This window comes from Peribacillus sp. FSL R5-0717, assembly GCF_038002945.1.
GTDB lineage: Bacteria > Bacillota > Bacilli > Bacillales > DSM-1321 > Peribacillus > Peribacillus frigoritolerans.
The window spans coordinates 1,393,925-1,417,652 of record NZ_JBBOOF010000001.1; the positions used below are offsets into that span (position 1 = coordinate 1,393,925).

The 23,728-nt window shown below is 36.0% G+C and carries 18 protein-coding genes; 4 read left to right on the top strand and 14 right to left on the bottom strand.

Translation table 11 applies throughout. The annotated features are described in order from the left end of the window. Positions 1–5: 5 nt before the first annotated feature. From NYE65_RS06800 to NYE65_RS06815, 4 genes are all read right to left on the bottom strand, one after another. A complete protein-coding gene (locus NYE65_RS06800) occupies positions 6–1,409 on the bottom strand; it encodes a deoxyguanosinetriphosphate triphosphohydrolase (RefSeq protein ID WP_340860126.1) in 1,404 nt (467 codons plus the stop codon). A 353-nt stretch (positions 1,410–1,762) separates the two neighbouring features. After that, complete coding sequence (locus NYE65_RS06805; protein ID WP_340860127.1) at positions 1,763–3,364, bottom strand: sodium:solute symporter family protein; 1,602 nt, start codon at positions 3,362–3,364, stop codon at positions 1,763–1,765. After that, positions 3,365–3,502, bottom strand: a complete 138-nt coding sequence (locus NYE65_RS06810) for a hypothetical protein (protein WP_340860128.1) — start codon at positions 3,500–3,502, stop codon at positions 3,365–3,367. A gap of 102 nt (positions 3,503–3,604) precedes the next feature. Beyond that, a complete protein-coding gene (locus tag NYE65_RS06815; protein ID WP_340860129.1) occupies positions 3,605–5,362 on the bottom strand; it encodes a sigma-54 interaction domain-containing protein in 1,758 nt (585 codons plus the stop codon). 335 nt (positions 5,363–5,697) lie between these two features. Here NYE65_RS06815 and NYE65_RS06820 point away from each other — a divergent pair, with 335 nt between their 5' ends. Then, the gene (locus tag NYE65_RS06820; RefSeq protein WP_340860131.1) at positions 5,698–7,656 is read left to right on the top strand and encodes an oxidoreductase; all 1,959 of its coding nucleotides are present in this window, start codon (positions 5,698–5,700) and stop codon (positions 7,654–7,656) included. A 117-nt stretch (positions 7,657–7,773) separates the two neighbouring features. Here NYE65_RS06820 and NYE65_RS06825 read toward each other — a convergent pair whose 3' ends face one another. From NYE65_RS06825 to NYE65_RS06845, 5 genes are all read right to left on the bottom strand, one after another. After that, complete coding sequence (locus NYE65_RS06825) at positions 7,774–9,102, bottom strand: hypothetical protein (protein ID WP_340860132.1); 1,329 nt, start codon at positions 9,100–9,102, stop codon at positions 7,774–7,776. A 161-nt stretch (positions 9,103–9,263) separates the two neighbouring features. Next, positions 9,264–11,801 (bottom strand): SNF2-related protein, encoded by a 2,538-nt coding sequence (locus NYE65_RS06830; protein WP_340860133.1) that lies wholly within the window; start codon positions 11,799–11,801, stop codon positions 9,264–9,266. Then, positions 11,801–13,009 carry a ParB/RepB/Spo0J family partition protein gene (locus NYE65_RS06835; protein ID WP_340860134.1) on the bottom strand — a complete coding sequence of 403 codons (1,209 nt, stop codon included), beginning with the start codon at positions 13,007–13,009 and terminating at the stop codon, positions 11,801–11,803. Before NYE65_RS06835 ends, NYE65_RS06830 begins: the two co-directional genes overlap by 1 nt. Then, positions 13,006–15,237, bottom strand: a complete 2,232-nt coding sequence (locus NYE65_RS06840; RefSeq protein ID WP_340860135.1) for a hypothetical protein — start codon at positions 15,235–15,237, stop codon at positions 13,006–13,008. The genes NYE65_RS06835 and NYE65_RS06840 overlap by 4 nt, the downstream gene beginning before the upstream one ends. Positions 15,238–15,355: 118 nt before the next feature. Beyond that, a complete protein-coding gene (locus NYE65_RS06845) occupies positions 15,356–16,906 on the bottom strand; it encodes a MutH/Sau3AI family endonuclease (RefSeq protein ID WP_340860136.1) in 1,551 nt (516 codons plus the stop codon). Positions 16,907–17,504: 598 nt separating this feature from the next. On the opposite strand from NYE65_RS06845, the gene NYE65_RS06850 reads away from it, so the two are divergent. Next, positions 17,505–17,945 (top strand): very short patch repair endonuclease, encoded by a 441-nt coding sequence (locus NYE65_RS06850; RefSeq protein ID WP_340860137.1) that lies wholly within the window; start codon positions 17,505–17,507, stop codon positions 17,943–17,945. 39 nt (positions 17,946–17,984) lie between these two features. Here NYE65_RS06850 and dcm read toward each other — a convergent pair whose 3' ends face one another. Then, positions 17,985–19,232 (bottom strand): DNA (cytosine-5-)-methyltransferase, encoded by a 1,248-nt coding sequence (gene dcm, locus NYE65_RS06855; RefSeq protein WP_340860138.1) that lies wholly within the window; start codon positions 19,230–19,232, stop codon positions 17,985–17,987. A gap of 243 nt (positions 19,233–19,475) precedes the next feature. On the opposite strand from dcm, the gene NYE65_RS06860 reads away from it, so the two are divergent. Together NYE65_RS06860 and NYE65_RS06865 are read left to right on the top strand one after the other, a co-directional pair. Beyond that, positions 19,476–20,879 (top strand): Sau3AI family type II restriction endonuclease, encoded by a 1,404-nt coding sequence (locus NYE65_RS06860; protein WP_340860140.1) that lies wholly within the window; start codon positions 19,476–19,478, stop codon positions 20,877–20,879. 116 nt (positions 20,880–20,995) lie between these two features. Next, positions 20,996–21,337, top strand: coding sequence for a hypothetical protein (locus NYE65_RS06865; protein ID WP_340860142.1), 342 nt, complete (start codon positions 20,996–20,998; stop codon positions 21,335–21,337). 87 nt (positions 21,338–21,424) lie between these two features. Here the strand turns inward: NYE65_RS06865 and NYE65_RS06870 are convergent, their stop codons facing one another. The 4 genes from NYE65_RS06870 to NYE65_RS06885 all read right to left on the bottom strand — a co-directional run bounded on the left by NYE65_RS06870 (position 21,425) and on the right by NYE65_RS06885 (position 23,696). Then, positions 21,425–21,979, bottom strand: a complete 555-nt coding sequence (locus NYE65_RS06870) for a hypothetical protein (RefSeq protein WP_340860143.1) — start codon at positions 21,977–21,979, stop codon at positions 21,425–21,427. Between the two features lie 150 nt (positions 21,980–22,129). Continuing rightward, on the bottom strand, positions 22,130–22,579 hold the full coding sequence (locus NYE65_RS06875; protein WP_340860144.1) for an SMI1/KNR4 family protein: 450 nt from the start codon (positions 22,577–22,579) through the stop codon (positions 22,130–22,132). 329 nt (positions 22,580–22,908) lie between these two features. Beyond that, on the bottom strand, positions 22,909–23,364 hold the full coding sequence (locus NYE65_RS06880) for an SMI1/KNR4 family protein (protein ID WP_340860146.1): 456 nt from the start codon (positions 23,362–23,364) through the stop codon (positions 22,909–22,911). 119 nt (positions 23,365–23,483) lie between these two features. Continuing rightward, the gene (locus NYE65_RS06885) at positions 23,484–23,696 is read right to left on the bottom strand and encodes a bacteriocin immunity protein (protein ID WP_340860147.1); all 213 of its coding nucleotides are present in this window, start codon (positions 23,694–23,696) and stop codon (positions 23,484–23,486) included. Positions 23,697–23,728 lie beyond the last annotated feature (32 nt).

The window sequence follows — 23,728 nt, forward strand, 5'->3', positions numbered from 1 at the left end:
AAAAATTATGGTAATTTTACACCTAATAATTCTTGGTGTAGATTTACTGCGTAGCCATCAGTCATTCCCGAAATAAAGTCAGTAACTAATAATAATCTATTATATAATTTCATATTTGCAAAGTCTACTTCAGGCTTTCCTTCCTCATTGAAACGTTGAATATGCCTAAAGTTTTCTGAGATTAAATGTACTAATTTTTCATGTTTAGTTTTTGACTTTTTCAAGTCTTCAATATTGGTCACTGCATCTACAAATAATGTTAGTAAGTCAGACATTACTTTATCCCCAACTAGCTCCAAAGTCAACACTTCTTTATTAGAGAAAACGTGTTTAAAGGCTAATTCTCTTAAATCTTCTGCTAGTTCTTCTGCTGATGAACTTGAAAGTAAATCACCTTCAAATTCACCCTTCATTATCTTGCTATAATTAGCTTTAAATGCATCTACTACGGCATAGATCAGTGCACCTTGCATGGAAACTTTAAAATTTTGAACATCTATAAGAGCTTTATTGGGAACCTTATTGTCTATAGCTTGTTTTCTGTATTTTTCTAAATCAGCAAAATTGCCTTCATATTTACCTTCAAATTTTTTCTTTAATTTAAAATACTCTTCTTCCCAATTAAATACGCCTTTTTTAACGGCATCTTCTATATCTGCAGTTAAATAAGCAATATCATCTGCTGCCTCTAATATATACGTGGCAGGATGTCTACATTCTCCAATTCCTACATTTTCGGAAATTTTTGTGTATAAATCTGATTCTGCATAGAAAAAACCAAATTTTTTCTTTCCTTTTTCAGTTACATTGGCATGATTAGAAGCCCAAGGGTATTTCATTAAAGTCGCTAAGGTTCCATATGTGAAATTTGCTCCGTAAGGATCATTTAAAAATTGTAATTTAGATAGTATCCTAATTGCTTGTGCATTACCTTCAAAAAATAAGAAATCATTTTTTTGTTGCTCATTTAAACTTCCGTGTCTTACCTCAGCCTTTTCAAATGCGGGGCTCCTAAACCATTGCTCAAACCATTTCCGGATAATATCTTCTCCATAGTGTCCGAACGGAGGGTTTCCTAAATCATGGACTAAACAGGATACCTCTACTAACGAAGCTAACTCTTTTGCCTTTGCAAAATCTTCAAATTCATCAATCTCAATCAACCAATTTCCAATATTCCAAGCTAAAGAACGCCCCAAAGAAGCTACTTCTAAAGAATGAGTTAATCTTGTGCGAATAAAGTCGTTATTTTGTAAGGGAAATACCTGTGCTTTATCTTGTAACCTTCTTAAAGAAGAAGAATATATAATTCTCTCATAGTCTTTATCAAATTCATTCCTATGTGGGAAGCTCTTTCCCAATGATTTTCTCTGCCTCTCGGTGTTTAATAATTTTTTCCATTCTAACAAAATGTTTCTCCCCCTTCTTTATAATGTAATTTTACATTATTTTTCGATACTTTTCTCTAATAAAAACATTATTGCGATTTCATTTGCTTAACATGATACAAGTCATGAACAAACGGATGTGCTAATCGAGTAATAATTAAAGGCAACATTAATTAATATGACTATTAGAGAAAAGAATCACTGATCATAGACTTAATGGTCATAAGAGATATTCTCACTCACAAGACCTTAAACAACCAATCAAATTTTAACTACAGATTCAGAAGAATTTTATAACAATTTTAATGATTTCCGTCAAATTTACTAAAAGGCAAAAAGTAAAAAATGACAGGGGATTCCCCCTGCCATCTCATTCAATTCATATTAATCGGCCAATAATAAAACACTAGTGTAACCATGATGATCATGACGCCGCTGATCATTAAATAGGCTGGGTATCTGCGGGTGATGTTCATTTCTTTTTGCTCGTCTATTTCAATCGGGGTTTGAAGGATATTGGCATGAAATTCCCTTTCTTCGATGGTGATCGTTCCATACTTGGAACCAATGATAAGTGCGCCTATGCTTAAGACTAAACCAATGATGACAGGATTAAGGTAAACGGGTAGGCTTATTCCGAACATGCCGAGACTTTCTCCGAGAATGACGCCAACGAAGCCGAATACGATGCTCCAAAATGCGCCTTCCTTCGTTACCTTCTTTGAGAATACGCTTGAAATGGCAATCGGTCCCCATGATGCCGCAAATAGTGTAGCCGCAAAGTAGCCGATCCACATGACGGCAGGCGGCTGGAACAATCCAATCAATAAGATGATCAAGCTGATCACAACCATGGAAATGCGGCTGGCCCGTAATAGATGATGATCGGTGTATTCCTTTTTCCGTGATTGTTCCATGATATCCCGTGTTATGCTGCTTCCTATAATCTGCAGGAAGCTTGAACAGGATGATAAGGCCGCAGCCATGATGCCGCTGACGATGATGACTCCAAGCCATGTCGGGACAATATTCATCGCTGCCCAAATGAATACCTTTTCCGTCGGGGCGATATCCGCTTTAATCGTGGTGATTGTCGATATGCTAATATGAAGAAACAAATAGACCGTCAAAATGGATATCGTTGCCCATACCCCGGCCCGGATGGCTACGTGTTCATTTTTTGCCATCAAGTATCGGCTGCTTTGCCATGGACTCACTGCTATGACAATGCCCCAGACCAAGCCCATGATGACGGCCCAGGCCAATGCTTCCCAAGGAGTGCCCATCGTTGCGGCAGGTCCGGTAATGCCATGCCAGCTTAATAAATCAGGTCGTTCAGCCAGGTTTGCCGCTTTCGTAACGGCATCAGGAAACCCGCCTGCGGATTTGATGATGTAAGGAAAACTAAGATACGTTGCAATCGAGAATAAAAAGAACATCACCGTATCATTGACCATGACCCCCTTCGCTCCTGAGAGAATGGTGAAGGATGAATACACGACCCACATGATCACCAGGGCCATTGGATAGGAAACCCCGGAAACCTCGGCCAATAAAACGGCTGCCCCTTGAGTAACGGCAACCAAGTATGCAGCGATTCCAAGAATCGTCGTGATCGCAGCCGCCAGCCTTACCTTCTTAGAATGAAAGCGATTACCAAAAAATTCAGGAACGGTCAATGATTTGCTTCTTCTTAAATACCTGCCAAACAGGAACACTCCGAATATATAGCCGCTTGCATTAAAAATGACGAGAATCAGCAGCAGGATCGGATACCCTTCATAGGAAAATCCCGCTTCTCCCATGAAAGATACCGTACTTAGGAAAGAGGCAACAAGCGTACCCGTTATCATCAATGTGTTTCCGCTTCGACCAGAAACATAGTATTCCTCCGAACTTTTCACTTTCCTGAATAAAAAGATGCCAATCGAGACGTACACACAAAAGGATATGATAATACCAAGGAGAAAGGCCACTTACATCCCCACCTTTTCAATCGGATCTTTTGCTATTTCTTCTTGATTTCTTTTCATTTTTACTAGGAAAACCTTCGTGATCCATCCCATGACAATTAAGGAACCCCCATAGCTTAAAGAGAAAATCAGCTCGCCCATTTCTTGACCCCCTTATCAAAATAGAAATAATCAATCATTTAAATATGCAATATCCATACCAAGTTTTTGAATATTCAGATTTTAATGGAGGTTAATTTATTATTAATCGTCCTGATAGCTAAATTGGTATTTGCCCAGTTTGCGCATGATCGTCGTTTGGCTGACCTCCAGGGCCTTGGCCATTTTTCTGGTTGATTTATAGGTGGAAAGGGCCTGTGACAATAATTGCTTTTCCGTTTCCTCTAACGCTTTTTTCAAGGGAATGATTCCTGTTAAATTGACCAGTGCCGTATCTTTGTAGGTTAAACCGGAAGGCAAATCATCTATCGTTACGATGGGCTTTCTAGCTGTCACGACAATTTGTTCGATTACATTTTCCAATTCCCGAACATTGCCCGGGTAATCCTGCAGCTGCAGAATTAACTTGGAATGATCATCGATCGTGATGGATTGACCGTATTTTTCATTGAATTTCTTCAGAAAATAATCGGTTAATAATAAGATGTCTTCCTTCCGCTCACGCAGCTGCGGTATTTCCATTGGAACGACATGCAGCCGATAATATAGATCTTCGCGGAACTGATTATTCTTGATCATTTGCTTCAAGTCTTTATTGGTGGCGGAGATGATGCGGATATTCACCTTTTTCTCCTTCGTTCCTCCCACCTTCATGAATGTTCGATCCTGGACCAAATGCAGGATTTTCACTTGAATGTCGAGCGGCATTTCCCCGATTTCATCAAGAAACAACGTGCCTCCATCGGCACTCTCAACAAGCCCCTTTTTCCCGTGCTTATTAGCTCCCGTAAATGCGCCGCTTTCGTAGCCAAACAGCTCGGACTCAATTAAAGCCGATGGTATTGCGCCGCAATTCACTTGAATGAAATTCTTATCCTTTCTGCTGCTGAGATCGTGAATGACCCTTGCTAAAACCCCTTTTCCGACTCCGGTTTCTCCATGGATGAAGATCGAGGAATCCATCGGGGCGACTTTTTCAGCTAACTCAAAAACCTTTACCATCTTATCCGAATTTGTAATGAAGTTATTGAACGAAACGGTTCTCGAATTTTCATGCTGGGCCCGCTGGTTCCTAAGCTTCACTCTGTTCAATTGACTCTTCATCTCAACCAATTCCGTGATATCCCTGGAGTTTGAAACGATTCTATATAAGTTCCCCTCCTCATCAAAAATCGGCTTCGCTGTGCTGAATACCGTCAATCCATGCGGATAGGTTTGCTCCGCCGAATGGATCGCTTTCGTTTTCATCGTTTTTAATGTAACCGAATTGACGATCAGTCCCTTTTCAACTAACTCATTAATGTTCTTATTAATAAAGGCCTCCGGCGGCAGCCCTGTAAGCTTCTTGCAGGCCTCACTCACGAATAACGTGTCCCCGTTCGCATCCGTCACGAAAATTTCATCATAGCTGGAATGCAGGATTTGCGTGAGCTCCTTTACCTTTTTTCTTGTCACTTCCAGCTCTTTCTTTAGTGATTCATTTAGACTGATTAAGCTCTTCATCTTCTTTTTAAGCAGCATTTCCCTGACTTCGGAAATCGGATGGCAGCTATATTGGTTATCGCCATGTTGAATCACAAAATCATAGGTGCTCATATCCTCTTCACTTAGCTTATCTAAATCATCAACGACGACAAACGATGAATTCAGATAAGCCGAGATTTCCTGATTTTGACCATCGCTATCCAATCTCTTCAAAAAGAAACCTTCATCCAATATGCCGAGGATCTCCAAGTGATTTTTCATGACAATAAAAGGCGAAGAATGTATTTTCAGCAAGGCTTTTACATCCAAAATAGAAATATCAGAAAATACAATTAGTGATTCCTTTTTTACTTCCATCACATCACCCCATATTTTGATTTCGAACCGATTTTGTTACACTTTATGATACAAAAAGAAATAAGTATCATTTTCATAAGCGACGAATGTCTCTAAATCAACAAATTCAGAACTGAACCTTTTATGAATCACCACTTTTCAAAAAAGGTTCAGTTATCTAGATATAAAATACGATACTCATGAGCCATACCCTCTTTATCCAAGTAAAAAAACGGATATGAAACCGCATTCCCCCAAACGGCATGGTTATTGCATATTGAACCTGTATAGGGATAGGTAGAGGCGGCTGCCCTCTATACTCTCATTCTATCTAACATTAGGGAGTGGTCATGGATATGGCTCAATTCAAGAATCTGTTTACCCAATTAACGATCGGTTCTACTGAATTAAAAAACCGGATCTTAAGTACAGCACATCAAACAAATCATGTCACGGACGGAATCCCCACTTCGGATATGGTGGCCTATCATGAAGCCCGTGCTAAAGGGGGCGTCGGATTAATCATCCTTGAAGCGGCATCGGTACATCCATCCGGCATGCTTACGTCCAAAACGATCGCAGGCTATGACCAAAGAATTGTCGATGCCTACAAAGAGCTTTCCGAAACGCTCCATAAGTATGGAACGAAGGTTTTCTCGCAGCTATTTCATGGCGGAAGGGAAGTCGTATCGAGCGACTATCGAAATGCGGCATGGGCGCCTTCAGCCGTTCCCAGCCTGCGCTTTGGCGTGATGCCAAAACCAATGAGCTTGGAGGATATTGAAGGAGTGATTGAAGGGTTCGCACATTCAGCACAGCTGGCAAAGGAAGGCGGACTTGATGGAGTGGAAATTTGCTGTTCACACGGATATCTTCCTGCCCAGTTTTGGTCGGTGCATACAAATAAACGCACCGATTTCTATGGCGGGTCTTTTGAAAATCGGATGCGATTCATCGTGGAAATCTTGGAGAAGGTATGGGAAAGAGTCGGAGAAGACTTTACCGTCGGCATTCGCATGAGTTCAGACGAACTGACGATGGACGGGACAACAATGAAGGATTCCGTGCAAATCGTCGAATATCTCGCAGAAAAAGTCCGATTGGATTTCATTAATGTCACTGCCGGAGATTCAAGCACCTTTGAGGGATCAACACATATCGTGCCGCCATCACCGATAAAGCACGCATACCTATCTCCACATGGATTCAAAATCAGGATGGCAGGAGCCGTACCGGTCTTTGTCGGCAATCGAATCGTCGACCCCGTTGAAGCGGAACAGATCGTATCAACCGGAAAAGCCGATGTCGTCGGAATGACCAGGGCCTTAATCGTCGACCCAGACATGCCCAACAAAGCAAAAGATGGCGACCTGCAAGCAATCGATGCATGCATCGGCTGTTTACAAGCCTGTATCGGTCACTATCATAAAGGACTGCCGATTGGCTGTGTCCAAAACCCGACAACAGGTAAAGAAGCATGGATTTTACCAGAATTAAAGAAAAAGAGAAGCAAACAAAATGTCCTCGTCATCGGCGCCGGACCCGGCGGATTACAGGCAGCCATAACCGCGGATTCACTAGGTCATTCCGTTACACTGATCGATCAAAGCAAATCAATCGGCGGCCTGCTTCGTACCATGCGCAAAGCACCCATGCGTCATGAACTCGCAGAATCGATGCTCGATAACTACTCCAGGAAACTAATGAGAAGCAATATAAATGTGCAATTAGGCAAAACAGCCACCGCCCAAGAAATATCCGAATCAAAACCGGACGCCATCATCTGCGCAACCGGCTCACGGCCCTATACACCAGCCATCGAAGGAATCGATGACCCACGGATCATCATGAGTGATGACCTCTTCAGCTCAACCAAAAAAGTCGGGGAAAACGTACTCGTATTCGACTTTGGCGGTGACTGGCCCGGCATGGAAGCAGCCATCTACCTAGCCGAAAAAGGCCGCCACGTCACACTCATATCATCACGACTGCACATCGGTGAAACCGTCCACCAATATCTCAGGAACGAATACCTAAAAAAACTATACAACCTAAGCGTCACACTCCTCCCCCATTACGACATCGGGGCAATCAAAGAAAATCACGTCATCATCCGGAACCTATTCACCCAACAAAAACAAGAACTAACCAACTGGGACTCCATCGTCCTCTCCCTTGGCCGCATTCCCAATACCGAACTATTCGAGGAAATGAAAGGCCATGCACCTATTGTGAAACAGATAGGGGATTGCCTTGGTCCGCGGACGATTGAGGAAGCTACGCATGAGGGGATGATGAGTGTGATAAGTTTATAGGAGGGGAGAGACATTCCTTGGGGGATGTCTCTTAATTGTTCTTTTCAAGCACCCCTGAAAAAATGCGGACTACATATTTTGAAGAGTAGACCTGAACCAAGTACCGTTCAATCGATCCTAAAAGATAATTCCAGCTCCACCCGTCGCAATACATGTTTGTTCAACTTTTAATGTATAGTCATCTTTACTGAATACATGTACATATCGATTCCATGTGACTGTTCCGATATCATTTATGGCATGAAATACAATGACGGGATAGCCTTCCCTACTGTAATAAAAATGAGGTTCTATTATATCAGGCTCTTTCTCAATCATTTCCCATTCATCATTAACGTTATAATCATATGATTCATCTCCTGATTCCTCTTGAACTGGCAAGATAACATCTCTTCCCCAAGATGTCCCATGCCAGTTAGCTCCAAATTCATGTAATTCATGATATACGATTGCCGCCTGTAAATAAGATAAAGGTGTTTTATCTCCTTCAATGACTTGCATAAAATCTGACAATGCATAAGCTGGTTTTGGAGCGGATAAGAAACCATCTAATTGCTTACAATCTTCTACATCCTGTAACTCCTTTTTTTCAGGAATTGCCCATACGATTCCATTACCATTACCGCCGCCATCACTAAATTGATACGCCCTTAGTTTATAGCCACTTTGGATGCTTAGGTGAGAGAATCCCTTTACAACGGATTCAGGATTTGCAGGCGTCCTATACCATCCATAGTCGTCATCGTCATATTTTTCTACTTGTTTCATTTCTACAATCAAATTAGGTTTTGTTGCATAGCTTGGAAAACGTTGAATACAAAACTGCTGCTTATATATATTAATCAGCTCTTGAGCCATCATGGGTCTGTGTGATGAAATGAGTGGGCATGGGTGATAATATTCATTCTTTTTTTCATGTTTTTTCCCGAAAGAAGGAACATTTGTTTCTTTTATTAATTTAAGCCATTTCTCCTTAATCAGTCTATAGTTCTCCCATTTCCTTTCGTGCTTGACTCCCCAACCAAGGAGAATCCAAGGATGCAATTTAAATTCGTTTATATTAACTAGCGGTTTTGTAATATCATATTCACCAGATTGGACAAGATTTTCAAAATGCTCTATTGCATCTTCCGACTTAGTATTTTGAAGATTAAAAATATTATAGATATGTAATCGACCTGAAACAGGCTTATCTTTACCGTAAATTCCTTCGATAACAGTGACTAACTGTTTCATAGTAGGATCTTCTGCCTTTATCCAACCACTGGCAAACCCCACTGCATTAAGTAACTGAGTTAATTCTTTATCTAGTGTAGCTGATCCTGGATTTTGTAAAAGACATGCTCCAATAGATTCCTCTGAATCTCCCCACTGAATGTAAGCTGATGTTCGATATATATTTTCTCCCCTTTTGACAAATGATCCAAAAGCCTTTGGCTCCATCATGCTTAATCTCCTTTTATACGATCGTAAATTATACGCTAAATCGATGTATAATTTGATTTAAATAGTCTGTCAATTGGTCCCAAATATATGAATATAGATGAATGCAAATATCTTTATAATAAAAGGAGCAATACCTTTTAGATAAGCTCCTTCTAACAAAACTATATACTAAATAAATTTTTTAAATCTTCCGCATCATCAAATATCATAGGTCCTAGAATGTTACCTTCTATAGCGTCCTCCATGATTTTTTGCTTTTCCTTTAAGCGCCAATAGATTTTTTCATCGATAGGGTTGCGTTTTTCTTGCTGTCCATCCAACATTAAGTAATAGTACTGAGTATATTGCTCATGTGGTAATCCTAAACGATGAATACGGTCTCTAGACTGTAGCATATGAGTTAAATTAAAAGAATACTCAAGGTAAATAGCATCATGACATGTTTTATGAAGTGAGACAGATTCAGCTAAAGTATGTGGGTTCGTGATTAGCACATCTATTTTTTGCTCTTTAAACAGTTGAATAAGCTCATCTCGTTCAGACTGAGGTGTCGCCCCATATATTACACGTGCTTTTATGCCTCTACTTTGCAAGTCCTTCATCACTTTATTAATCGTATCTACAAACATGCACCAAATTATAGACTGTTTTCCCTCTTGGTATAGCCCCACTGCTATTTCGATTGCTTTTCGATATTTCGAAGTTGAAGAGACAGAGCGAATCAACATCTTTTCTTCTTCACTAAATGTAATCAAATCATCTTCAATTATTGGCCAAGCTTCTTCATTTTCCATATCAAACAGCTCGCTATTTACAATAGATTTCAATAGTAACTCGGGATTGGACGATGCTTGAATTAATCGAATATACAATAAGAATACTCGATGCCCATATTTCCTATATAACAAATCTATAATTTGTTGCTCATCAACATCCATTTCACAGCGAACTAATATATCTTCATTAGCTTCTGGAACAGATAGTTGCTTTTTGGTAGTACGCCAAAAGAAAGGGAATAATTTTTCTGTAATTTTATCAATTTCTACAGGCGTTGGATTTTTCAAACGTAACAAATCAAAATTAAAAAATAATTTATATTCTTCTTGATAAAGTACATTTAAGAAGTTGTATATATCTTCATAAGTATTGGGTATTGGTGTTCCTGTTAAGACGTACTTATAGATTGGTTTTTTAGAAATTCTCTTCGCAACTTTAGCTCTCACACTCTTAATACCTTTGATTTTATGCACTTCATCAAATACTAGAATAGTTTTCTCATTAATAACACTCATCAAAGCATCTTCATATTTAGCAAGTGATTCATAGTTGATTAAGATTAAATTTTTATCCCGGCTATTTAATCTTATTTGGACCTCTGCCCCATCTTCCTCATGAATATCTAATACTTTCAACTCTTTTTTATTGCCAAAGTTCTCAACAAACTCTAGCTTCCAAGATAAAAATGAGTTCTTTGGTCCGACCATCACTATTTTATCCGCTTTATTAACTTCAGGTGCATTTAGAAATGCAAATACACCGTATATCATAGATGTTTTCCCTGAACCAGGAACTGAAAAATTAGCACACTTCTTCATTTGCATCATATAAAATGCACTCCAAAGTTGTTGATCCCTTAAAAAACGATGTAATTCTTTATTTATCACTTGCTTGAACTTTTCAAAGTCAGATAAAACTAGTGGATTTTGTGTTTTTATCATGAGTGCATATTTGGCTCTCTCTTCAATCATAAAATTATGATTGAAAATATATTGTTGAAGTCTATCGCTTACAACAAAATTGAACCCCTTTTTGTCAGCATATTTTTCAAAAACTTGAATTATATACTGCATATCTATATAAGTTAAATCATTTTTAAAGTTTGGATATTCTCCATCATAATAATATCTCAACTTTTTAGATAGCAAGTAGTCTCCTGGTGTCACTTGAAAATTTTCAAGTCGATCATATAATACAAGTAATTCATTTTCTATCGTCAAAACAAGTGCATCTTTTGTTAACAATTCTACATCCAATATAAGACGCCCCTTATCAAAACTTAATATTCTTTTTTTTACAACTTCATCTATCTCAGTAACGTAAATATTATTTACTTCATTACACCAAAGTTTCTCAAAGACTTCTTGTGCATGAACAATTTTTTGTCTATCAAAATCGGATACTAACCAACTTGTAGATACATCAAATGATTCATAGTTTGCCATGATTGCTGCTTGGGTCTCATTATTTGAGCCTGTAAAATAAATGACATTTTCATAGGAATCATAACAGAGGCCATACTTCGCATGGAAAAGGCCTGCCTTTTTAAATGCAATTTTTATATCTACATAGCCTGTAGCAATTAAATTCGCCAAATTAAATAACTGCATTTCTTCAGCTAAGGACAACTCTTCTTCCATTCTATTCAACAGTTCTTGTTGAATTTTTCGATTGGAATAACCACTTTTGATTAACAAAAAATCAGCTTCACTAATTTCATGTGAAATGATTAATTTATATTTACCGCCATTCTTTACAAGTCCTTGTAAACCTTTTCCGTAAGCAGCAAGTGCTTTTGAACTAAAATAACCACTTACTCTGTCATATCTAACAGCATTCCCTAAAACAGGATTATAAAATTCTTCGATGACATTTGATTCAGCTGTATAATAACTAGGTTTCAAATACAATGTCTTGAACATTACATTTTGCTCTCTAATAACCCTAATGTTGCATTCATCTTATCTAATAATTTCTTAAATTCTTGTTTATTTTCATCACTCATTTTAGACACGGCAACTGAGTCAATGCTGTCTAATGTTGTAAATGACCTTGTTAGTAATTCAACTGGTTTGTTCCTTGCATTAATAAGCTTGTTCTTTTCTATATAATCTTCTACCAGGTCTTGGCTTTGCTTAACAACCGCTTTTTCGTCTTGAATGGCTTCTTTAATTGAAACAACAGAGCTTTGTTTATCTGCACGTAATTTCTCATAAATTACCTCTACAACCTCTTCATGATCTTCAATAAATTGAGCAACATTGTCTGTCTTAATAATATGATTGCCAATGTCACGGATATGACGAGTTAAATCCCCTTGCTTTGAAGTCAATAAATTTGCAAATAATGTATCCTTAATAGAATCAGCTTCTGCACCTTCTGTAACTTTATTTAAAATCAACATAATCTCTTGTAAAGGACCATCTAAGTTTAATTCACGTGCAATATAATATTTACCTTTAGCATTCATAAACTCCAAGAATTCTACCATTAACTTAGATTTTTCAATTAACTTGGTAACCTCATTTTTAGTTCGTGATGTATTATTAGCATATTCTGCTTCTGTGAAAGTTTCTTCTTCGATAATATCACGATAAACGTCCACTAAATTATCAATTGGATTATAATCTACTGGCTTTTCTTCCGCATGCTGAAGATTTAACTCGAGTCGTTTAATATCTTTATTTGTAATACTATTCGTTGTATCTAAGATAACTGCTTCAAAATAACAGTCCATACCATCTTCATACTTCAATTCCCGTAAGCAAGTATAACGGCGATTCCCATCAATAATTCTGCCATCTTGCAATACTACACCAGCAACCCTTTGACCAAATGCCTTGATATTATTCTTCGTTTTTGTTAAAGCACCAGGATTAGACTTGCGAATAAATTCATGCAGAGTCTGATTATACTTTTTCATATCCTGCGTTGGATTCAATGGCCCTACTTCAGAAGAGTATTGACTAATCCAAGTAGCTATTCTTCCATTACGATCGTTATAAAATAAAACTTCCAAAGGAATTTTGTAAACTGTATAGTTTTCAGTAACCCCTTTAATCGTTAGCTTCCTGGCCCCCGAAGTTATCGTAATCTCAGTCCCAATTAAATCTAATAAGTTAATACTCACGAAAATACCTCCTCATAATAATCATCTGCATCTAAATAAAATCTTTGTAATTCTTCTGAGTAAAAAACTTCTACCTGTTGAATTGAACTAATAATTTTATGAGTTTCTATATTCAATCCATATTTGTTTTTTAGCTCATCTAACAAATCGTATAAATTCAACTTTCCATGAGCCGCTACACGGTTATATAAAAAATCTGATAAACTAATTTGTTCTTCAGTGAGTTTGAATACATATCCTGCTCCTAAACGAATAGTCGAAATCCCTTCAAATCTGGCAATCATACGTTCATAAAAAATATTATCAAAACCGAAATCCTCTATAAAGTGTTCAAATCCTAGATCTCTTACCCTTTTCAAAGTGAAAAATTCATTATGTTGTACTAGCTCTATTAACTTTTCCCGAAACTCCATGATATTACCTTGGGAGATACCAGCTTCACCTAGTTTCTTAGAAGTGATATACATATCTTTCTCGACCTTAATAATATCGAAACTTTTTTCAAGCTTCGAAATCGCACTAGTATAGCTTTGATTTTTATAAATTGGTAAATCTTCGTAAACAAAATAATCTTGAGATAGAATGTTCGCTCTGAAATATTCCTCAACGGATGAGTATTCATTTGATAGAACATAATTGCTTCTTAAAGTATAGCCTAAATGTGTTAAGTTCATATTATTCACATACATATTAAAATGTTTATCTACTTTCAAGCCAATTGACTTAAACTGTTCTACAGTATAGATAGGCTCACTTAAATTTGTTTTTAATTCTTGTAATTTGTCTTTAGACAATAATTGATAGTCTATTTTGATATAGTCATTGTGAATATATTTAGAAAATTCACTTGTAATATAACTCGCTAAAGAGTCTTTTCTGAGCCCAAAATTCTCCTCTGCATACTCTAGAAATTCACTGAATTCAATAGGTGCTAACTCATTAAAAATTTCAAGAATAAATTCTTTCTTTGTAATTTTACCCATTATGAATTCAGGCATACGTGTATATCGCACTTGCGGAGGATGTATGTACCTTTTCAATAAATTGTGTAATTCGTATTCAGTCCTGATATCCAATTCTGCCATCAGGTCAGGGTTCTCATTGAAAAGTTTTTTAGTACTATATACACCTCGTTCAAGCATTAATAAATCATGTAGACGAGTCAGCATATGTCTATCGACCACTTGAAAATCATAATATCTAAAATAATTTCTTCTACAACGAATGACAATGTTGCTTCTCTCTGCTATTCCACGAATAGAGTTAATATCAGCCTTCAAGCTTTCTGGAAAATTATTTTTCACAAGAAAATCGTTATAACTTTCTAACATATCTTCATTACGCATTTTTTCATAATGGCATTTTTTTAACACTTCATTAAAAACATTGATTCGTGAATACTCTAAAATATCGCCGCTAGAAGAAATGAAGCAATTAAAATGCTGCAACAAATATTCCTTTTGTTTTTCATTGAAATTAAGGTGGTAAAAACCTTCTAAAATTGACTTGCTTTGACGATTAAACTTATTAATCATGAAATGATAAACTATAGGCGCTTCATCAAATAATTTACAAAATAGTGTTTCCTCAACATCATATTCATCGAACAGTTTAGAAAATCTATACTCTTCTTCGAACACAGGCATTTTTGCCATTACTCTTTTCACAACATTAAATGCACCTTGTCTTGAATATCCAAAATGATCTGCCAGTTGTTGAAAATTTTTACCCTGTAATCTTTCTAAAATTAGCTCTTTATTATCAAAATCCTCTTTCAAATATTCCATTAAAGAAAATACATACTTTTTTATGCCTATAGATGTAAATTTTATTTTTCTCGCCTTTTGCAAATCTGCAATGATTCGATTCAAATTATCCCCGATTGGCACTAGAAACTTTCTAGAAAGAATATCTCTTAACTGCACAATTGTAATAGATTGATTATACGATAGTGTAGAAATATAATTATTTGCAAAATTAAATAATTGGTAATAAGAAACAGATCCTTTGTTATTTTCAACTGCATTGAATGCTTCTATAATTTTATTTATAGTCGTCTGCCTTAAAGAAATCTTAGAATGTACACTCCCGCTAACTAAGAGTTCTGGTACTTCATGATACCGAACACCAGCCTCTATTAAATTTTCAATGATATTCAGTGACAGGCCTTCATTAAACAATTGATAAAGATCATCTACTTTATTTCGTGAATCGATTTTATTCATCATTTTTTTTATTACTTAATACATCTGGTGTAAAGCCCTTTTCAACTAATAATGATACCTGTCTCGTAGAAATCCCTTGATTGCATAATTCATACAAAAAATACACAGACCCATCACCTCATTATTCAATATATTGGTAATATACCTCTCTGCTAATAAATAATCGTTCAAGTTCTTCTGAATAATATAGCAGGCTTTGCTTAGCATAAAAACCTATATTATCTCGGTTAATAAATGTACTAAACTGTTCTATAAATTTATCATCTAGTTCATTTAAAGAGATGGAGGTTTTCTCTCCCATTAAATATCGAAAGAAATCACTTATATTAAAATCATCTATAGATTTCACAAAAAATGACGTTTGATTGATTTTCATGTACTTAAAAGCACCTGGTCTTTTAAGTAAACTCTCGTAAAAAATCTCTTGGAATCCCAGGTCTATTAATTCATTTTGAAAGCCTGCTTTTACGATAGAATCCCAAGTGAAAAATTGACCATCACTTACAAAATTTTCTATTTTATTTTTAAAATCTATTAAATCTTTTTTATATATACCAGCTTCATTCAGTTTTTTGATTGTTATATACGTATTTTCTTCTACTTTCAATAAATCATAGCTGTTTTCGAGATTCACTAGTTTACGCAAAAATGGGCCACTATCGTAAATAGGATCGATTGTTTTAGTAAAATAATCTTGTTCAAATATTTTTTGTTCAAAATATTCCTCAGGTCTACTAATTTCTTTAATTAGTATAAAATTAGGATGAATATTATATCCCATTGCAGAGATATTTTCCGAATTAAAATAGTTTTCTTCAAACTTGTCTACTACTTTACTAGATATATTATTGAAATCATCAAAAGTATAAATAGGATGCACCAATTTTTTTTTGATTTTTTCTATGCTTGTAGTTTCCAACGGTTTAAATTCAACTTTACTTTTTTTATAATTCGTTACTTTAGGCATTTCTCTAATGACTTCTGCTATAAAATCCGCATTTAACCAAAATGCTTGCTTTGTAATAGACTGTCCATTAGGTAAAAATACTTTATCAGATGAATCATTGGCCTTTGGCCTGACATGAGCTACATTATTAAATCGGATTCCTGGTAAGTTATTTGACTGAACAGTCTTAATACCACGCTTCACTACTTTGATTTCCAATCCATCCTGTAAAAGTTTTTTGGTCTTTTCCCATACTTTTTTCACATCGTTATCTAATGTTTTCAACGGCATCTGCCATACATAGAATCCTCTGAAATACAGGTTGTCTACTGAAGTATTTTTCCCCTCATATTCAAAAACTACAAACAGGAATGTAGTAGTCAAAAATTTTTCTCTTAATTTGCTTGTCTCCCAGGATTCTCTCACAAGTTCATTAAACTTTATTTGTTCAAAAGACATTGACTCCTTTGGTATACCATTATGTTTCAAACGAACGGTTTTCAAAGATACTGATTTGATATATTCCCCAAAGATAAGATCATCTTCATTAAAATCTTCAATCTCCTTTAATTTCTTTACAATGTTAACTGTCGATAGTTTGGTTTTTAAAATCTCCGGATTGATACCCACAGCTCTTGCTACATTGGAAAAAGAGAGACCTGTATACTTATTAAATTTTTCATTTAACTGTTGTTGCACTTTTTTTATATATTGCTGTTTATTCATATAATCCACCTACGGTTCAATTAATTTCACACATGGCTTAACTGCGTCGAACCCACCATACAACTCACTTGAATGTGGCAGGGTCTTCTTCAATCATGTCAATTCAAAACTTCAAAGTGATAATGTCAGCATAGCGACAAAAAAACTGGCTGAAAATGGTAGTCAGGGAAACCCTTCAGATGATAATATCTTCACTAAAAAGTTACTTTCCATGGATAAAGAAAAAACGCTTTATTAATACATGTGTTATTTAACAGTTGCAGCACTATCTTTCACTTGTCGTAATAATCTAAGTTCTATGTAATACTATATTAGTTCAAATAGACATTGGTACTCCAGCTAATACAGCCCTTAATTATGATATATACAGCTTAACTAAAAATAGGAATATCCAAATTCAATTAAACTATTCGACAAAACTCATAATAGTACATATATACCATTATATATTAATCACAATTAACTTACATTTTTTTTATTAATTTCTTTAAATTGTAACAACAATTAGATGTTAAATTAAAATAGATGTTTGAAAAACCTTTGGGTTGGTACTAATGGAATAAGGGACGAACACTTCCAACTGAAAGGGGATCTTATATTGGCAAATCATGCACGATTACCAGAGACTAAAGAAACCCGGAGTAAAATCATGTCATCCATTAAAGCCGTTTCGAAACTGGAAACGTTAGTTTCACATGAACTATGGCACAGGGGGTCTCGATTCAGGAGGAATGTCAGGGGGATGATGGGAACACCAGACATCGCCATCAAAAAGTATAAGGTCGTCATATTCATCGATTCGTGCTTTTGGCACTTTTGCCCGATTCATGGAAAAATGACGAAGAGCAATGTTGATTTCTGGATGAAAAAGCTTGAGAGAAACCAGGAACGCGATTTGGAAATCACAAAATATTATACAGATGGAAATTGGCATATCTTACGAATCTGGGAGCATGAGGTAAGAAAGAATTTTGATAATACAATCGAAAAAATCTCCACTTTCATCGATAATGCCAAGGAAAATATAGCACACGAATAAAAATGGTCCCTGACAATTTTGACAGGGACCACTCTAAATTCAAAATAAACTTAGTTGTTGTGGATTCACTTTAATAGCTGCTGCATCTTCTTCTTCGATTTCGAGAATTCGCTTGGCCATTCTTTCAATCAGTCCAACCACCAGGGCATTTCCCATACAGAAGTACCTCATCCGTTCGGACATTCCTTCCGTCCAATGATCTGGGAACCCATTCAATCGTTCACACTCCACCGGGGTAAGGATGCGAAGCCTTTTCGTTTCGGGATCTTCCACCACATGGCTGCTCCGATTCACAGTACCTTCACTTGTCAGCATCGTACGACCTGGCTTGTCCAACGATTCAGGGAAAGCCATCCCACCCTCTGAGAATACATATTTATGTCCGTTAGCAGCCGTCCTCTCAATCTTTTTCGGGCCCTTAAGGTAACGGAATTTCTCTATTGCATCTGTGCTAAGATAATACTTTTCGTCCACACCAGATTGCAAGATTTCACCTAATAGCCTTGGCCGCTCCTCGATTGGGAGCAATTCCTCTGTATATACAGCGCCATCTCTCATAATTCCTGAATTTAGGTATGTCATCGTGAACTCATCTGAAATTTCGAGAATACCTTCTTCCATCGTGAACGAATTTGGTTTATGCTTTTTCGAAATTTCCCATTTGACAGGAAATGCATTCGCGAAGAAACCTCGTTCATGCAACATTACCGCATCATCTTCCTTGGCCCTACTTTTTACATACGGCGTATCGTTCCTGATGGCAAAAATGAAGACCCGTCGCCTCCTCTGTGCTTGTCCATACTCGGCAGCATTGACTACTCTCCATTCGACTGAGTAATTCAAATCCCTGAAGCTTGCCAGCATGATGGAAAAATCCCTACCACGCTGTTTCGATGGAGACTTCAATAATCGGTCCACATTTTCCAGCAAGATATACTTCGGCCTGATTCCTTCAGCAAGCCTCATGATTTCCCAGAAAAGGACACCTTTCTTCCCTTGAATTCCTTTTTCTCCGGAAAGACTTCGGGCAACGGAGTAATCTTGACAAGGAAAACCGCCTACAATTAGTTCAATCCCTTTATTTACAAATATCTTTTCATCTACCGTAGAAATATCTTCATTGGAGTGTATTCCTCTATCGAACTGTCTAGCATAACAGTTAAAAGCATCCTGTGATTTTTTTGAAGGTTCCCATTGGTTACCCCAAACCACATCAAATCCTTTTGCCGCCTCAAGGCCCAGCCGAAACCCACCGACCCCCGCAAATAATTCAATTGCATTTATCATGACCGAACATCCTTTCGGCTTTTATACCTATTATAATAATAATCCCTAGTGAGATCAAGAAATATCCATTAAAAATATAAAATAAATTCATTTATCCAAAATAAGTTAATTCATATACCTGAATTTTGAATATAGCGGTATAATATTACATACCCTCTATCATTTTAAAGTGTAATGCGTGAATTGTAAAAGATTTTAAAATTCCATTTTAACAGAACACTCAAGAAAGGAGCTTGTTATTTTATGGAATATAGAACAGTCGAAGAGTTAATGACTAAGGCACAAGAAGCCATAGGTAAAACCTTTGGAGAAATTGATTTAAAAGGTCGACTCACGAACACTAAATCAAAAGGGGGACTAGGACAAGTAATCGAAGAAAGTTTCTTTGGCTATAAAATCAATTCCGATGCAAGACCGGATTTTGAAGAATTGGGTATCGAGTTGAAAGTCACCCCTTTCAAGCAGAATAAAAACAAATCCATCTCTGCAAAGGAACGATTGGTTTTAAATATAATCAATTACATGGATGAAGTTAATACCACATTCGAGACCTCAAGTTTTTGGAAAAAAAACAAAAAAATTTTACTGATGTTTTATGAATGGCTACCCAACTATGAACCTAAGGATTTTTACATATATAAGAATATCCTATTATCTTATCCGGCTGCAGATTTGGAGATCATTAAACAGGACTGGGAAACGATTGTAGAGAAAATCCGAAACGGCAAGGCCCATGAAATTTCTGAAGGTGACACCAACTATTTAGGTGCTTGTACAAAAGGAGCCAGCAAAAACTCTTTGCGTACACAACCGAATTCAAACATTCCGGCCATGCAAAGGGCTTTCTCCCTTAAACAATCATATATGACAGCCTTGCTTCGCAAATATGTTAATAATGAAGAACTGGTGTCATTTGCAAAACAAAGCGACTTACAAGAAAAATCCCTGGAAAGTTTATTGAATGACAAGTTTGCTCCCTATATCGGCTTAACTGACAAAGAAATAGCCACAAGATTGAATGTTACATACAACAATGGTTCAAAATCTTTCGTCCCTTCCTTAGTCAGTTCACTGCTTGGAATAAAAGGAACTCGGTTGGACAAGATTGAGGAGTTTGCAAAAGCAAACATTCAATTCAAGACTGTACGCCTCGAGCCTAACGGAAAACCAAAAGAAAGCATGTCATTTGAAAACATTGATTTTCATCAATGGACCAGTGAATCATGGGAAGAAAGCTTAATACGGGAAAAATTCACAACAACGAAATTCCTTTTTGTAATCTTTGAATTTACTGAAACTAAAAAACAAAACCCTGACCGGAAATTGTACTTCAAAGGAATTAACCTATGGAATATGCCCTTACCAACAATTGATCAGGAAATCAAGCAAATATGGGAAGAAGTAAACAGACTATTACAACAAGGATTACATATTGAATTTAAAAAACGAGGAAAGAAAATTGAAGAAACAAACAACTTACCTAAGAGTTCTTTTAACGGGGTGGCTCATATAAAATCAAAAGGTAAAAATGGCAAGGATAAAGTAGTTTTACCTAATGGTCAGATTATATCCAAACAATGTTTTTGGTTGAATAGTGGGTATGTAGCGGAGATAATAAATCATCTTGATTTTAATACAAGGAGATAACAATGCAATATTAGTATTTTTCTCACCGCAATGCAATTACAATATTAGAAAATGAAATTGAATTTCTAGATTCATGGAAAGAGATATGACATGCACTTACGAAAATTACAGATGAAATGTTAATCAATACATATCAAACACATTATCAAACAAAGAATAAGAGTCTTTCTACTACAATCAACAAATTATTAAAAGAGGAGTTTAAAGACTTAGATTGGGCTGTTGAAAGTCCTATTTTTCAGGACCCTAACTATGATGATAAGAAAAGTGACTATTGGCGCTTGGATTTTGCTAAAAAAACGACATCCATAAAAGTTGCATTTAATCACGGTTCAGCAGCAGCTTGGAACCTTTTGAAACCAGTTTTAGCTTCTGAATTAAATCATGTTAGAAAAGCCATTCAAACTGGGTATAATAATAGTAGCAACTCAGAATACTTAACAGATTTAAGTATTTAGACTTTTTTATTGGTATCATTTAGCGCCTTTGTAACATGGGGCTCAAACGCCAACAAAACAGAAATTTCCTTTAAATGAATATAATAACTATAACAAACCATCTGTTGTCTGTTTTAATTCTTCATATGTACACGGGTGAGCTATTTTTTTGAGTGAATTTAAAGATAGTGTTTTTTGATGGGGAAAATGCATATCTAAGTCTTTAGTTAATGCAACGTAAAAATCCCATTGTTTCATATTTAATGGTTCAATTATTTCATGATTTTTTTCTTTTAGTAAACAAAATACATATATATCAGCATTTCGTTTTACGGTTGGGTTATATTTATTTGTTGTATAATCATATTCTTTTTTTGCCCCAATACTAAAACTGATGTTTGAATATCTTTCCTTATGCCATGCTTGGATATACGCAGAAGATTTGACCTCAATTTTCATGCCTTTATAAACTAAATCATATGCATCCCATTCAACTCGTAATTGATTTAAACAGCCAAGAGCAGTTCCGATTAAAAACTCGGCAAAAATTCCCCTTAGGTTGTTTGTTAAAATTTTTGAAAATCCCCATTGCCAGAAATCTAAAATAGTATGGTCTGTTCCTAATATTGGAGTTTCTGATTTAAGAGGTTTATCATTATTCATTTATAACCACATCCTTTTATTAACATTTCAGGCAAACTACCAACGTTTCCCAATACATTTTATCTTCCCAATTAAGTTTCATATAAACCTAAAAAACTTATCCCATTGGATAACGAGATCCCTTTTATATTTTGCTTCTTGTTATCAATTTTAAAAATCTTCTTCCCATGCTTCTTTTGCATCCAATAACCTTTGTGATAAAAATTCATGAAAGTTATTTGCTGTATTGTAGTCATCAAGTCCCCCTTGTCTATTCCACGCTATTACTGGGCACTCATTATTCTCCATTTTGTTTGTATATAAACAATAAGCATATTCTCCAGCATTTTCAATAACTACTAAGTCCTTTTCCAATCCTAAATCTCTATATCTTTTCGTGTTAACAACAACAGGAGCTCTATTTGACTTAGCTACTCCTAAAATATCTACACCAAATGATCCACCAGAACCATAGGTCGTTAAAAACCACTTATAGCTTTCTGGTAATTCCACCCCTAACTCATTTTGGACGACATTGACTTGACTTTCAGCTACTACACCTGTAAAGTCATCTGATTCGTTATGTTCATTAATAAAATTTGTTAATTCCTCTTTTTGCATTCAGTACTCCCCCTGCCAAAAATAGTTCGTTATTAGGATTGTAAGGCAATAGATTAGGAATTGAGACTAATTCTTTTGCCTTCGTAACGCCTTTTACTGTAGTCGCTTTGTAGTGGCTACCCCAGGAGTTTATGACAAAGTCCTAAACTCCTGTCACAAAGTCCTTACTTATATGAGCTGTTTTGTTCCTTTTTTTGGTTTGCGATAAATCTAAATGAACAAAAAGTGGATAGTCCCTTTGATTTTCGAAAGGCACTATCCACTTCTTCTTATTTAATATATATCTTACTTTATAACATATCATGATAAATAACTATTACCCTCAGCTTTTACCAATCTTCTTCATCTTCATCCCAATCTTCTTTTGCCCATTCAAGGCGTTCGATTAAATAGTCTAAAAAATTAACGGCAAGCGTTCGACCATAGCCTTCCTGATTATCCCACATAATGACTGGGCATTCTCCATCTTTCATTTTATTAGTATCGAGACAATAAGCAAATTCATCAATATCTTCTATAACCACAAGTCCATTTATTAAATCATAGTACTTTTGATGACCTTTGGTAGCATCTACTACTGCTGGACCCGTAAAACCATATCCAATAATCTCCACACCAAAAAGTCCACCATAACCATAATTTCTTAAAAACCACTTATAACTTTCCGGTAATGAGACTAGTAATTTTTGTTCTGTTTCTTTTACTTTGTCTTCACTTACTCCACCTGTAAAATCATTATCTTTGCCATATTGCTTAATAAATTCCTGTAAAGCTGAATATTTCACCAAAATCACCTACTAATCTTGATTTAAAAACTCCTATTAATTAAGGGTAGCCCCGCGAAAAGAAACCTTGAATAGTAGATAGCCATTCAAGGTTCTAATAATACGTGTTCTAAATACATTTATTTTTCTTCTTTATATGCTAAGGCAATCTCTACTACTTCCTCTGGTGATAAATCCTCATCATTCCAAAAAATTAAGTCACTAGGGGCAGGATGAGGAACATTGTCTTCTAAAATTTCTATATACTCACTTACTTCTTCATCAGACAGCATAGGATTACATATTTTAATTACTAGTTCAACTAATTCCTCATTAGATAACTTTTTACTCATTTTTTCCTCTTCCCCTTAATTACTGCCCTTTC